The organism is Burkholderia sp. 9777_1386, assembly GCF_015712265.1.
Taxonomy (GTDB): Bacteria; Pseudomonadota; Gammaproteobacteria; order Burkholderiales; family Burkholderiaceae; genus Burkholderia; species Burkholderia cenocepacia.
Genome location: NZ_JACCQB010000002.1, coordinates 324,111 through 338,371 on the forward strand (window position 1 = coordinate 324,111; position 14,261 = coordinate 338,371).

Genomic DNA, 14,261 nt, shown 5'->3' on the forward strand with positions numbered 1-14,261 from the left:
CGCACGGGGCCGCCGCGCTCGAACGACTTCGCACCACGGCTGCCACCCTGCGTCACTCCGCCTCCACCTGCGCGCCCTTCCCTACCGCCACACGCTGTGCGCGATAAATCCCCGCGTGTCCCGAAAACAGATACGCGACGACACAGGCGACGATCGCATACACGCCGATATCCGCGCCGAACAGTTCGATCGCCATGATCGTCGACGCGATCGGCGTGTTCGCCGCGCCCGCGAACACCGCGACGAAGCCGAGCCCCGCGAGCACGGGCGCCGGCAGCGCCAACACCTGGCCGAGCGCATTGCCGAGCGTCGCGCCGATGTAGAACAGCGGCGTCACCTCGCCGCCCTTGAACCCCGACGCGAGCGTGACGACGGTGAACGCGAACTTGCCCGCGAAATCGTAAAGCGGCAGCGGGCCGTGGAACGCGGCCTCGATCGTCGGGATGCCGAGACCGAGATACTGCGGCACGTTCAACACGGTCGCGGCCACGGCGACCATCAGGCCGCCGAGCACGGGCTGCAGCGGCGCATAGCGGATCACGCGGCGAAACCACGCGGTCAGCGCATGCGTCGCAAACGCGAACAGCCGCCCGACCACGCCGAACGCGATGCCCGCGACGACCGTCACGGCCAGCCCGGTCGCCGATACGGCCGGCACGAACGGAATCGCATAGGCCGTGTGATGGACGCCCCACGCGCGGCACACGACGTCCGCGACGATCGCCGACGCGACGCAGGTCAGCAGCGCGTCGTACCGCACGCGCCCGATCGCGAGCACCTCGAGCCCGAATACCGCGCCCGCGAGCGGCGTGCCGAACACCGACGCGAAGCCGGCCGCGATGCCGCCCATCAGCAGCACGCGGCGATGTTCGCGATCGAGACGGAACACGTGCGTGACGCGATCGGCGAGCGCGCCGCCCATCTGCACGGCCGTGCCCTCGCGGCCGGCCGAGCCGCCGAACAGGTGCGTGACGACGGTCGCGACCAGCACGAGCGGCGCCATCCGCTTCGGCACGAGCGCCTTCGGGTCGTGAATCTCGTCGATCAGCAGGTTGTTGCCGCGCGCGACCGACTGGCCGAATCGATGGTAGATCCAGCCGGTGGCGAAACCGGCGGCCGGCAGCCCCCACAGCAGCCACGGATGCGCGACACGCGTACCGGTCGCCCAGTCGAGCGCGATCAGGAACAGCGCGGAAGCCGTGCCGGCCAGCGCGCCGAGCAGGGCTGAAAGCGCGAGCCAGCGGCACACGTAGCGCGCGGTCGCGAACAGATCGGCAGAAGTCGTGAAAAACATGATTTCCAGATTCGACGGAACATCAAAACCTGGGCGGCAGAATACCGCGTGGACGGCCTGCGACCTCCTGACGACCCAGGAACACGCAGGCATCATCAGCCGGGCAAACCGGCGGTTGAGGGCCGCACCGCACGCTACGCGCCGGCAACGACCGCAGGGAGGCATGCCATCTCCGCAGGCCGCCATTGTACGCGACGCCGCGCCACGCACGCAATGCAGGCGCCGCGCCGCCACGCAGCGACAGCGCGTGCCCGGCGCGCGGTCAGTCGCGCGGCGCGAGCGCGATCCGCGCGATCAACTGGGGCGCGATCTGTTCGAGCGGCAGGATCGCCGACGCCGCGCCGATCGCCGCCGCCGCCTTCGGCATCCCGTACACGGCGCTGGTCGCTTCGTCCTGCGCGATCGTGTAGCAGCCCTTCGCCCGCATCGCCTTCAGGCCGAGCGCGCCGTCGCGCCCCATGCCGGTCAGCAGCACGCCGAGCGCCTCGCTCTGCCAGCCGTCCGCGACGCTGTTGAAGAACACGTCGATCGACGGCCGGTACGGCGTTTCGGCCGGATGCCGCGTATAGCCGAGCACGCCGCGCGGCGATAGCGTCAGATGGTCGTTGGTCGCCGCGAGCAGCACCGCGCCGGCCTCGGGCACGCTGCCCTGCCGCGCGACGCGCACCGGCAGCCGCGTATAGCCGTCGAGCCATTCGGCCATGCCGTACGCGAATGCCTGATCGACGTGCTGGACGATCACGATCGCGGCCGGGAAATCGGCCGGCAACGCGCGCAGCAGCGCGGTGAGCGCGGTCGGCCCGCCCGCCGACGCACCGATCGCGACGAGCGTCGGCTGTCCGCGCGTGGGCGCCGGCCCCGGCGGCACGAGCGCCACGGAGCGGCTTTCGAGCAGCCGGCCGATCTGGTCGATCTTCGCAAGCAGCGCCTGCGGCGATGCGTCGGTCGACAGCCCGAGCGCGAGCGTCGGCGTGTCGACCGCATCGAGCGCGCCGGCGCCCATCGCCTCGTACACCGACGACGTGTTCGCGCTGACGCTCGCCGTCACGATCAGGATCGCGCACGGCGCGCGCGCCATGATCCGGCGCGTCGCGGCGACGCCGTCGACTTTCGGCATCACGAGATCCATCAGCACGACGTCGGGCGGATGCGCGACGCAGAAATCCACCGCCTCGTCGCCATCGGTCGCGACCCACAGCACGCGATGGTCCGCACGCAGCGCGATCACGCGGCGCAGCGCCTCCACGGCCAGCGGCAGGTCGTTGACGATGCCGATGTTCATCCGCGCGCATCTCCGATCAGGTCGTGCACGGCATCGAGCAGCGCCTCGTCGTGGAAGCTGCTCTTCGCGAGGTAGTAATCGGCGCCGGCATCGAGCCCGCGCCGGCGATCCTCGTCGCGATCCTTGTACGACACGATCATCACCGGCACGCGCTTGAGCATCGGGTCGCTCTTGATCAGCGTGACGAGTTCGATGCCGTCCATGCGCGGCATGTCGACGTCGGTCACGACGAGATCGAACGCATCGCTGCGCACCGCGTTCCACCCTTCCATCCCGTCGACCGCGACCGTCACGTCGTAGCCGCGCTTTTCCAGCAGCTTGCGTTCGAGCTCGCGCACCGTCAGCGAATCGTCGACGACGAGCACGCGACGGCGCCGGTCGGCGAGCGCGAGTTGCGGATCGCGCGTGAGCCGCGCGAGCTGGCCGCCGCGCACGAGCTTGTCGACCGAGCGGATCAGGTCCTCGACGTCGACGATCAGCACCGGGTCGCCGTTCTCGAGCAGCGCGCCGGCCGCGATGTTCTGGATCTTGTGCAGGCGGCTGTCGAGCGGCTGCACGACGAGCATCCGCTCGCCGAGGAAGCGGTCGACCGCGACGCCGTACAGCTCGGGTTCGCCGCCGACGACCACGACCGCCGTGCTGGCGCGCGCCACGTCGGGCTCGCCCGCGTCGAGCAGCTGGTGCGCGGCGACGAGGCCCGCGCGCCGGCCGTCGAACGGAAAATGCGGCTGCCCTTCGAGCACGTCGATGTCGTCATGCGCGAGTTCGAGCGTGCGGCGCACGTGCGCGAGCGGAAACGCATACGGCTCGCCGCCGACCTCGACGAGCAGGCTGCGGATCACCGACAGCGTGAGCGGCAACTGCAGCACGAAGCGCATGCCGGCGCCCGGCTCGTTGAAGATCCGCACCGCGCCGCGCACGCCGCGCACCATCTCCTGCACCGCGTCGAGGCCGACGCCGCGCCCCGACACGTCGGTCACCGCATCGCGCATCGAGAATCCGGGCAGCAGCAGGAATTCGAGCAATTCGGGATCGGACAGCCGCGCGGCCGTCTCGTCGTCGGTCAGGCGCTGGCGCACGACGGCCGCGCGCAGCGCGTCCATGTCGACGCCCGGCCCGTCGTCGATCACGCTGACGAGCAGCGAGCCGGCGCTGTGACGCGCCTCGAGCGTGACGCTCGCCTCGGCCGGCTTGCCGCGCGCGTGGCGCGCGTCGGGCGAATCGACGCCGTGGTCGATCGCGTTGCGCAGCAGATGGCCGAGCGGCGCGTCGAGCAGGTCGAGGATGTCGCGATCGACCTGCGTGCCTTCGCCGACGATCGAGAAACGCACCTGCTTGCCGAGCGAGCGCGCGAGATCGCGCACGATGCGCGGATACGCGCGGGTCGCGTCGCCGAACGGGCGCATCCGGCACTGCAGCGCCTCGTCGTACAGCTGCTCGGCGATATGCGTGCTGCGCCGCTCGAAGCGGTCGAATTCGTCCATGCGCTCGGCGAGCGAGCGCTGCAGGTCGTTGAGCATGTGCCGCACTTCGTTCATCGACGCGAGCATGCCGGCGTCGAGATCGTCGGCGAACTGCTCGTACATCAGGTCGAGCGAACGGGCCGCGTCGCGCTGCGCACGCTTCACGCGCAGCATCGATTCGGCGAAGGGCTTCAGCCACCGCGATTCGACCAGCGATTCGCCGGACAGGCTCAGCAGCCGGTTCAGCGTATCGGCGCGCACGCGGCGCATCGCGCCGGCACCCGCCACGCGGCCGGCCTGGGCCGGATCGGGCACCGTGCCCGACACGGCGAGCGGCGGCACCGCGGCACTCGCGCCGACCGGCTCGTTGGCGGCGCCGTCGTGATCGCGATACGGCACGACCGACGGCGGTATCGGCGGCGGCACGGCGGCCGGCGCCTGCATCGTCTGCGCGCCGTCGGCGCCCGTCAGTGCCGCCGCGAACACGTCGATCTCGGTCTGCGATACGGGCGGCCCTTGCGGATCGCCGACGCGCACCAGCAAGTCGACGCCGGCCAGCAGCACGTCGACGTGCGTGGCCGTCAGCGCGATCGTGCCGGCCTGCGCGGCGACGAAGCATTCTTCCATCCGCCCGGCGATGTCGACGCCGAGCGGCACGCCGACGATCCGCGCGGCGCCCTTCAGCGAATGCGCGGCGCGCATGCATGCTTCCAGCGCGACGGAATCGGGCTCGCCCGATTCGAGCGCGAGCAGCCGCTCCGACAGCGCCTGGGTCTGCGTGCGCGTCTCCTCGCGATACAGCTCGAGCAGCGACAGGTGGCTCAGGTCGTCATCGCCGCTCATCGCATGCTCCGTGTCACGGCGTCGAACAGACGATCGTCGTCGAGCAGCCCCACCGACTTGCCGCGCCACGCCAGCACGCCGCGCGACAGGCCGGCGCTCGCGCGCCCGACCGTCGCGGGCACCGGCACCCAGTCGGACGCGCCGAAGCGCAGCACGCCCTCGACTTCGTCGACCGGAAACACGACCGGTTCGCCCTGGTGCGCGGCCACCAGCAGCCGCGTGAACCGGCCGTCGTCGCTGCCGCTGCCCGCCTTGCCGGCATCGAGGCCGAGCAGCGCGCCGATCGAGATCGCGATGCGCAGCGTGCCGCGGATGTTGACCACCCCGCGCACGGCCGAATTGCGGCGATGCGGCAAGGAATGGATCGGACGCGTGCCGGCGATCTCGCGCAGCACGCCGATCGGCAGCGCGAGCCATTCGTCGGCCACCCGGAACGCGAGCGCCGCATGGCGCGTATCGCCGTCGTCGCCCGCTTGCGCGGTGCCGAACGCGCTCATCCGGCGCGTGACGTCGGTCATCTCGGCCACGTCGAGCGGACGCTCGAGCAGCTTCGCCGCGTGCGACGCGTAGACCGGGCAGTTCAGGCAGCGCAGGCAGTCGTTCAGCCGCTCGCACGAGCGGTCGCCGCGCGTGCCGATCCGGTTCCAGCAATCGTCGACGTCGAGCGTCGCGTCGTCAGTGGCAGCGGCGTCGCGGTTCATGAATTCCTCTGGTCATCGCGGTGTCGATCCCGTTTCCGTCATCGTGTCAGCCGGCCGAACGCCGGGCGCGTTCGAGCAGCCATTGCGCGCCCGCACGATCGCCGCCGACGTCGAGCAGCGTCGCGAGATGCGTCAGCGCCTCGTGATGCGTGGGGCGCAGGTACAGCGCCTTGCGGTAGAAGTCGCCGGCTTCCGCGGCGCGCCCGCGCGCATCCGCGATCAGTCCGTTCAGATAAAACGCATCGGCATGCGGGCCGACGCGCGCCGAGAACTGCGCGAGCACACGCTCGGCCTCGTCGAACGCGCCCGCGTTCGCCAGCGCCTGCGCATCCTCCAGCGTCGGAGCATCGTCGAGCGCCGCCGCGATGCCGTCGTTGGCCGGGGCGGCCGTCCCGGCGGTTGCCAGCGCGAGGTCGGCCCGGGCGTCGATCGCGGCCGCCGGCACGACCGGCGGCGGCACCGCCGCGAACGGCTGACGCACGTCGCCGAGCCAGGCGGGCGGCGCGACGGCCACCACCGGGCGCGGCGCGGCGAGCGGTTCGATCGTGAAGCGCTCCGCGCCCCGATACGGCGCCGCCGCGGACAGCGGCGCGACCGGTCGCGCCGCGCCAGCCTCGGCCGCCGCGCCGGCCGGCTCGCGATGAAACGCGAACGCCAGCGGCACCCGCGCCGAGCGCATTCCGTGCCGCATCGCGACACCCGTCTCCGCCGGCCCGACGAACAGCACGCCGTCGTCGGCAAGACGCTCGTCGAGCGAGCGGATCACGCGATCCTGCGCGTCGCGGTCGAAATAGATCAGCACGTTGCGACAGAACACGAAGTCGTAGCGAATGCCGGTATCGGCCAGCGGTTCGACGAGGTTCGCGTGACTGAACTGCACGCACGCCCGCACGCGCTCGTCGAGCAGCCAGCCGTCGCGGGTCGGCGTGAAGTAGCGCGTACGAAACTCCGTCGCCGTCCCGCGGAACGCATTGCGCCCGTAACAGCCGAGCCGCGCCTGCTCGATCGCGCGCGGGCTGAGGTCGATCGCGTCGATCGCGAAGCTGGCCGGTTCGAGCCCCGCATCCAGCAGCGCCATCGCCGCCGAATACGGCTCCTCGCCCGTCGAGCACGGCGCGCTCAGCACGCGGATCACGCGGCCAGGCATCGCGGCGAGCCGTTCGGCGGCCAGCCGCGCAAGCGTCGCGAACGCCTCGCGGTCGCGAAAGAACCACGTTTCCGGGACGACGAACAGCTCGATCAGCGCGCGCCGTTCGTCGGCCGACGCGTTGAGCTGCTGCCAGTACGCGTCGAGCGCTTCCGGCGTCACGGGCGGCCGCGCGGCCGACGGCACGCGCTCGCCGTCCGCCTGCCACGCATGGATGCGATCGGTCAGCGCGCGCATCAGGAAATCGTTGCCGAGCGAATCGGGGTCGATGCCGGTCTCGCGCAGCAACCAGCCGCGAAATCGCGATTCGGACACGTTCATGCGGACTCCTCCCCGTGGCCCGGCAGGCCGTCGAACAGAGACAGGCGTGCGACGTCGTCGATCAGGTCGGACACCGACACCTGCTGCACGACGCCGTCGGGCGTGTTCGCGACCCGCCCGAGCCAGCGCGTGCGCGCGGTCGCGATGCCGCTCACGCGGAACGCCGCGCGGTCAATCCGCATCGTCTGCGTCGCGCGCTCGACGATCAGGCCGATCGTGCGTTCGCCGTCGGCGTGGCCGGCGTGACTCGCGCGACAGCGGACCATCACGAGCCGCGTCGAGCGCAGCGCCTGCGCGCGCCGCCCGAGCGCCAGCATCGGCAGGTCGATCACCGGCACCGGCTGCCCGCCGCGCATCAGCAGCCCGGCGATCCAGTCCGGCGCGCCGGGCACCGCCTTCATGACGGCGAGCGGCAGCACCTCGTCGATGCCGGCCGCGTCGAGCGCATAGCGCTCGCCGTCGAGCTCGAACATCAGGAACAGCGCGTGGGCGCCGTTCTGCGGATCGGCGCGCGTCACGCGTCGACCTTGAAGCGCGACACGCTGGTGCGCAGCTGGTTCGCGACGAGCGTCAGGTCGTCGATCGCCTGCGACGACTGGCGCAGCGATTCGGCGGTCTGCTGCGCGGCCTCCGACAGTTGCGACAGCGCCTGCGTGATCTGCTCGGCGCCGTTCGCCTGCGTCTGCATCCCTTCGTTGACCATCTGGAAGCGCGGCGCGAGCGTCTGCACCTCGGCGATGATCTGCGACAGCTGCCCGCCGACCTGCTGCACGTCGAGCATCCCGCGGCGCACTTCCTCGGAGAACTTGTCCATCCCCATCACGCCCGCCGACACGGCCGACTGGATTTCCTTGACCGTCTGCTCGATGTCGTAGGTCGCGACGGCCGTCTGGTCGGCCAGGCGGCGGATCTCGGTCGCGACGACCGCGAAGCCGCGGCCGTACTCGCCGGCCTTCTCGGCCTCGATCGCCGCGTTCAGCGACAGCAGGTTGGTCTGGTCGGCCACCTTGGTGATGGTCGCGACCACCTGGTTGATGTTCAGCGCCTTCTCGTTGAGGATCGCGAGCTTCGCGTTCACCGAGCCGGCCGCATCCATCACGCTGCGCATCGTCTCGCCCATCCGCGTGAGTCCGCTCTGGCTCACGCCCGCGAGCGTCGCCGACTGCTCGGCCACGCCGGCCACCTCGTTCATCGTGCGCAGCAGGTCGCGCGACGTCGCGAAGATCTCGCGCGAGGTCGCGCCGATCTCGGTCGTCGTCGCCGCGGTCTCGTTCGCGGTCGCCTGCTGCTCGCGCGACGTCGCGGCGATCTCGGCCACCGACGTCGTCACCTGCAGCGACGACTGCTGCGCGCGCGAGACCAGCTCGGTCAGCTCGTCGGCCATCCGGTTGAAACCCGTCTCGAGCGTGCCGAATTCGTCGCGACGGCGCAGATCGAGGCGACGCGTCAGGTTGCCGGTACGCATCACGTCGTGCACCTCGACGAGCCGCGCCATCGGCACGGTGACCGAACGGTACAGCACGTACCCGAGCCCGAGCGCGGACAGCAGCACGAACGCCAGCGCGGTCGCGAGCACGATCTCGGTGTCCTGCACCGATTCGCGGATCAGCTTCGCGGATTGCTCGGCGAACTTGCGGTTCTCCTGCACCAGCACGTTCGCGTTGCGCACGACCTCGGTCCACGCGGGCAGCACTTTCGCGTACGCGGCGACCGCTTCCTCGTGCGACACGCGGCCCTTCTGCACCGCTTCGTTCAGCAGCGGCGCGTAATGATCGTAGGCGCCGCGGAACGCCACGAAGCGCTGCCGGTCGTCGTCGCGGAACGTCGTGTTCTGGTAGTCCACCGACAGCGACTCGATGTCCTTCAGCACGTCGGGGATCTTCGCGAGATCGCGCTGCACGGTTTCGGGTTCGGTATCGACGAAGGTCGCCTGCTGCAGCAGCGTGAACGATTCGTTGACCGAGCCGCGCAGCGTCGACGCGAGGTAGACGCCGGGCAGCGAGTCGCGCTCGATGCTGATGGCTTCGGCGTTGATCGCGCGCAGTCGCTCGTACGACACGCCGGCGGTCACCAGCATCAGCACGAACAGCACGCCGAAGCTGAGCAGGATGCGATTGCCGAGCGTCAGCCGGCCAGCGCCGATGGTCGGATGCAGGCTTTCATTGGTCGCGCGGGGCGTCACGGTGGCCATGTTCGTTATGGGCTTTCTAAATTCAGCGTTGAAAAAATCCGCGTCCGCATGCGCGCCGGGTGGCGCGCCACGAGCGCATCGGGGTCTCGCGAGCGGCGCGGCGCCGGCAGGCCGCGCCGCGAAATCACCGCTCCGCTTGCGCCGGCAGCCGAAGCGCGACCATGAAGCCGCGCGCCGTATTGCGCATCAGGATCTGGCCGCGATGCCGCGCCGCCGTCGCGCGGACGAACGCGAGGCCGAGGCCGAAGCCGCCGCGCGCCGCGCCGTGCGCGGATTCGAGCTGCACGAACGACTCGGTCGCGGCCGTGCGCTGTTCCGGCGCGATGCCCGCGCCGGCGTCCTCGACGCCGATCAGCCAGGCGCCGTCCTCGCCGCCCAGCGTGCAATGTACGTCCATCCCGGCCGGCCCGTATTTCAGCCCGTTGTCGACCAGGTTCGCGACCGCGCGCGTCAGCATCATGCGGTCGCCCATCGTCACGCACTCGGTATCGGGCACGTGCGCGATCACCCGGCAGCCGAGCCCGGCCGCCTTCTCCCACAGCTGGTCGACGGCGTCGAGCACGATCTCGTTGAGACTCACGACCTCGTGCGCGCGGCGCTCCGACTGCGCGCGGGTCAGGTGGATGAAACCGTCGGCGAGCGCGAGCGCGCGCCGCGCATGGCCGGCGATGCGCTCCATGATCGCCGGCATGTCGCCGTGTTCGGTCCGGTAGACGTCGAGCAGCGCGAGGATCGACGTCTGCGGCGAACGCATGTCGTGCGACAGGAAATCGAGCGCCTCGTCGCGCTGCCGCGACATCAGGTAAGAATTCGAGTGATAGCGGATGCGCGCGGTCAGCTCCATCGCGTCGGGGAGCTTCACCAGATAGTCGTTCGCGCCGGCGATGAACGCCTCGCGCTTGACGATCGGCTCCTCCTTCGCGGACAGCACGATGATCGGCACGCGGGCGGTGCCGGCGTCGGCGCGCCACGCACGCACGAGATCGAGGCCGTCGATCTCCGGCATCACGAGATCCTGCAGGATGACCGTCGGCTTCACGTCGCGCGCGACCGCCATCGCCCGGTGTGCGTCGGTGCACACGTGCAGGTCGATGTCGTGCTCGCTGCGCAACGCGCGGCGGATCACCTCGCCGACGAACGGCTGGTCGTCGACCAGGAGGACCGATAACCCCGATTCGAGGTAATCCGAGGCATTATCACTGCTCGATTCTTTCATAAATACAGTTTCAAACGCCGAATCTCCAATCGATTCTTTCATAGGAGTTGTTTATCCGACTTGGACGCTATCTTATATTGGCAGTTGAAAAACCCGCCTGATTCCGCCGATTTGGCCTGTCGGCACTGCCTTGCGGGGCTTTGGACGCCGCTTGTTCCCCCGTCGACGACCGCATTACCTCCGCATTCTTTCTCTCAATAAACATAACCGGCTGATTCTAAATGAAATTAGAACACAGCATCTATCTCCTTCCGGTTTAGTTTTGCCAAATATGCAGAAAGAGACGGAAACAGTTAAATCAGATCATTTCCGGATTCGAGAGACGATAACGTTTGCGAGACCGGCGCCATGAGGTTTGCATGCGCTGCAAGGCTCAGAGTCGGTCATATTGAGGGCCGGATTCAGATACTCCAAATCGGCAGGCGGGAGGGGAAAAATCGCGCGACGGGGTGGCTCGCCCCGCGCGCGGGTCAGGGCCGGCAGGGCGCCGGCCCGTGCGATTCGCGAGCCGGGCGCCCTAGCCGCGCGCGTGCTGCGCGGATACTTCCTGCAGATCCAGGTCGCGTTCGAGCGCGTGCAGCATCTCGTCGTGAATGCGCCCCGACCGGTGCAGGCGCAACAGTTCGGCACGCCCGGCCCGGATCGCGGCCAGCACCACGTCGTAGTGCGCCATGCGCACTTCCGCCGGATACGCGGGCTCGTTCTTCGAGCGTTCGGTCAGTTCGGCGCGATACGTGTATTGCTCGAGCAGGCGCGGATGGATCACGACGCCGTTCTCGTCGCGCACGAGCGGCTGGATCGCCGCGAGCTGCGCGGCCTCGACGTACGCCCATGTCTGCGGCTCGGTCAGATGGTGCGCGGCCCGCTCGTCGCGCTGCGGCAGGCGCAGCAGCCGGATCAGCGGCCCGATCGTCGTGCCCTGCAGCAGCACGGTGACAAGGATCACCGCGAACGACGCGACCAGGATCACGTCGCGGCCGGGCAACGCCTCGGGCAGCGACAGCGCGATCGCCAGCGTCACCACGCCGCGCATGCCGGCCCAGCTCATGATCGTCGCGGCCTTCCAGTCGGGCGCCTCGCCGCGCCGTACGACGCCGCGCACCGGCCACTTCAGCGCCTCGACCGCGTAGATCCACACGAAGCGCGACACGATCACCGCCGCCAGCACCGCGAGCACCGGCGGCACCATCGTGCCCAGCACCTGTTCGAAACCGCCGAGCCGATGGATCGCACCGCGCAGCGACAGCCCGATCAACACGAACACCATCGCCTCGAGCAGGAACACGATGACCTGCCAGAATGCCGTGCCACGCGTGCGCACGGCCGCCGAGAACACCTCGTGCTGATGCCAGCCGACGATCATGCCGGTCGTGACGGTCGCGATCACGCCCGACACCTCGACCATTTCGCCCGCGATGTAAGAAATCCAGCCGGCGATCACCGCGACGGTGATCACGAGATAGTCGTCGTCGAGCAGCTTCAGGAACCACACGACGAGCTTGCCGACCACGAAGCCGACCACCACGCCGCCGAGCCCGAGCTCCGCAAAGCGCACGACCGCGTGCTCGAGGCTGAACGCGCCGGTGAGCGCGGCCGCGACCGCGAAGCGGAACAGCACGAGGCCGGCCGCGTCGTTCAGCAGGCTCTCGCCTTCGAGCAGCACCATCAGCCGGCGCGGCAGCGCAACGCGTTCGAGCACGGCTTTCGCCGCGACCGCATCGGGCGGCGACACGATCGCGCCGAGCGCGAAACACGCGGCCCACGGCAGCTCCGGCACCACCCAGTGCACGGCGAAGCCGACCGCGAACGTCGTGAACACGACCGCGCCGATCGCCAGCATCAGAATGCCGCCGACGTTGCGCTTGAACTCTTCCCACACGGAGAAGTACGCGCCGTCCATCAGCAGCGGCGGCAGGAACACCAGCAGCACCAGCTCGGGATCGAGGTTGATCGGCGGCAGGCCGGGAATGAACGCGATGCCGATGCCGCCGATCAGCAGCGCGGCCGCGGGCGGCAGCCGCAGCCGCTTGGCGATGCATTCGAGCGCGACGATCGCGAGGAATGACAACAGAACCAGCTTGAATGCCGAGACGGGGGACATGAATCGACCTCGTGAAGAATGAATTCGCGCGTTCCGGCGTCGTACCCCGGTCGGCAGTTTCGCGCGATTACATCACGAGGCGAGGCCCGCAGTCGAGCCTGTTTCAGGCGGCCCGCGGCGCGGCACATGCAGGGCACATGCGCGGCGCCGTGCCGCTCCACGCGCCGCCATGCAAAACGGCACGCAGGCCGGCCCGATCGCCCGCCCGCGTGCCGCCGCGGCGCCGCGCTGCCTGCCGCGCGTTACCGGCGCCGCACCACCATCAGCCGCGGCTCGGTCATGTCCTCGATCGCGTAGCGGATCCCTTCCCGGCCGAGGCCCGAATCCTTCACGCCACCGTACGGCATGTTGTCGACGCGGAACGACGGCACGTCGTTGATCACGACGCCGCCGACCTCCAGTTCGTCCCATGCGCGGTGCGCATGCGCGAGCGAATCGGTGAACACACCGGCCTGCAGCCCGAAGTCGCTGTCGTTCACGCGCGCGAGCGCGTCGTCGAAGCGGTCGAACTTCTCGAGGATCGCGACCGGGCCGAACGCCTCCTTGCGGTACAGGTCCTGCTCGCGCCCGACGTTCTCCAGCAGCGTCGCCTCGAACATCGCGCCGTCGACCTTGCCGCCCGCGACGATCTTCGCGCCTGCCGCGACGGCCGCATCCATCCAGCCCGACAGCCGGCGCGACTCGGATTCCGAGATCATCGGGCCGACGAACGTCGACGGATCCTTCGGATCGCCCATCTTCAGCGAACGCGTCTTCGCGATCAGCTTCTCGCGCAGCGCGTCGTAAAGATCGGCATGCACGAGGATCCGCTGCACGCCGATGCAGCTCTGGCCCGACTGGTAGTACGCGCCGAACGCGAGCCGCTCGACCACGTAGTCGAGCCGGTCGCGCTGGTCGGCATCGACGATCGCGGCCGCGTTGCCGCCGAGCTCCAGCACGACTTTCTTCTTGCCGGCCTTCTCCTTCAGCGCCCAGCCGACGGCCGGCGAGCCGGTAAACGACAGCAGCTTGAAGCGCTCGTCGGTCGTGAACAGGTCGGCGCCGTCGCGATGCGCGGGCAGCACCGAGAACGCGCCCTTCGGCAGGTCGGTCTCCGCGAGCACCTCGCCGATGATCAGCGCGCCGATCGGCGTGCGGCTCGCCGGCTTCAGCACGAACGGACAGCCGGCCGCGAGCGCGGGCGCGACCTTGTGCGCGGCGAGGTTCAGCGGGAAGTTGAACGGCGAGATGAACGAGCACGGGCCGACCGGCACGCGCTTCGTGTAGCCCGTATAGCCCTGCGCACGCGCGGAGATCTCGAGGTTGACGATCTCGCCGTCGATGCGCACCGATTCCTCGGACGCGACGCGGAACGTGTCGATCAGCCGCGTGACTTCGCCCTTCGAATCGTTGATCGGCTTGCCGGCCTCGATGCACAACGCCTCGGCCAGCTCGTCGAACCGTTCGCGAAAGCGCGCGACGCAATGATCGAGCACGGCCTGCCGCCGGTAGGCCGGCATCTCGCGCATCGGCTTCGTGGCGTCGACGGCCGCGGCGATCGCCGCATCGATCGCCTTCGCGTCGGCCAGCGCGACGCGCGTGGCGACCTTGCCGCTGAACTTGTCGGTCACCTCCAGATCGGTGTTCGCGTAGACGGCTTCGTTGGCGAGGTAGTACGGATAGGTTTCCTTCAACATGGAACGACTCCTTCCTGTGAACGGGT

At 69.6% G+C, this 14,261-nt stretch carries 10 protein-coding genes and 1 riboswitch; all 10 genes read right to left on the minus strand.

Annotated features, from left to right (window positions below):
- Positions 1 to 52 precede the first annotated feature (52 nt).
- The 10 genes from H0X91_RS03510 to H0X91_RS03555 all read right to left on the minus strand — a co-directional run bounded on the left by H0X91_RS03510 (position 53) and on the right by H0X91_RS03555 (position 14,235).
- Complete coding sequence (locus H0X91_RS03510; protein WP_059722551.1) at positions 53 to 1,294, minus strand: voltage-gated chloride channel family protein; 1,242 nt, start codon at positions 1,292 to 1,294, stop codon at positions 53 to 55.
- Between the two features lie 79 nt (positions 1,295 to 1,373).
- Positions 1,374 to 1,477, minus strand: a riboswitch (Fluoride riboswitch).
- Positions 1,478 to 1,556: 79 nt separating this feature from the next.
- Positions 1,557 to 2,576: a chemotaxis response regulator protein-glutamate methylesterase gene (locus tag H0X91_RS03515; protein ID WP_006497325.1), complete on the minus strand. Its 1,020-nt coding sequence runs from the start codon at positions 2,574 to 2,576 to the stop codon at positions 1,557 to 1,559.
- A complete protein-coding gene (locus H0X91_RS03520; RefSeq protein WP_006497326.1) occupies positions 2,573 to 4,882 on the minus strand; it encodes a hybrid sensor histidine kinase/response regulator in 2,310 nt (769 codons plus the stop codon). Before H0X91_RS03520 ends, H0X91_RS03515 begins: the two co-directional genes overlap by 4 nt.
- Positions 4,879 to 5,583 carry a chemotaxis protein CheW gene (locus tag H0X91_RS03525; protein WP_059722549.1) on the minus strand — a complete coding sequence of 235 codons (705 nt, stop codon included), beginning with the start codon at positions 5,581 to 5,583 and terminating at the stop codon, positions 4,879 to 4,881. Before H0X91_RS03525 ends, H0X91_RS03520 begins: the two co-directional genes overlap by 4 nt.
- A gap of 46 nt (positions 5,584 to 5,629) precedes the next feature.
- A complete protein-coding gene (locus H0X91_RS03530) occupies positions 5,630 to 7,051 on the minus strand; it encodes a CheR family methyltransferase (RefSeq protein WP_196432806.1) in 1,422 nt (473 codons plus the stop codon).
- Positions 7,048 to 7,569 carry a chemotaxis protein CheW gene (locus tag H0X91_RS03535; RefSeq protein ID WP_006490979.1) on the minus strand — a complete coding sequence of 174 codons (522 nt, stop codon included), beginning with the start codon at positions 7,567 to 7,569 and terminating at the stop codon, positions 7,048 to 7,050. Before H0X91_RS03535 ends, H0X91_RS03530 begins: the two co-directional genes overlap by 4 nt.
- Positions 7,566 to 9,242 carry a methyl-accepting chemotaxis protein gene (locus H0X91_RS03540; protein ID WP_012493173.1) on the minus strand — a complete coding sequence of 559 codons (1,677 nt, stop codon included), beginning with the start codon at positions 9,240 to 9,242 and terminating at the stop codon, positions 7,566 to 7,568. Before H0X91_RS03540 ends, H0X91_RS03535 begins: the two co-directional genes overlap by 4 nt.
- Positions 9,243 to 9,366: 124 nt before the next feature.
- The gene (locus H0X91_RS03545; protein ID WP_006490975.1) at positions 9,367 to 10,500 is read right to left on the minus strand and encodes a hybrid sensor histidine kinase/response regulator; all 1,134 of its coding nucleotides are present in this window, start codon (positions 10,498 to 10,500) and stop codon (positions 9,367 to 9,369) included.
- Between the two features lie 475 nt (positions 10,501 to 10,975).
- Positions 10,976 to 12,559, minus strand: a complete 1,584-nt coding sequence (locus tag H0X91_RS03550) for a Na+/H+ antiporter (protein ID WP_058902848.1) — start codon at positions 12,557 to 12,559, stop codon at positions 10,976 to 10,978.
- Between the two features lie 242 nt (positions 12,560 to 12,801).
- Positions 12,802 to 14,235 (minus strand): aldehyde dehydrogenase family protein, encoded by a 1,434-nt coding sequence (locus H0X91_RS03555; RefSeq protein WP_006490987.1) that lies wholly within the window; start codon positions 14,233 to 14,235, stop codon positions 12,802 to 12,804.
- Positions 14,236 to 14,261 lie beyond the last annotated feature (26 nt).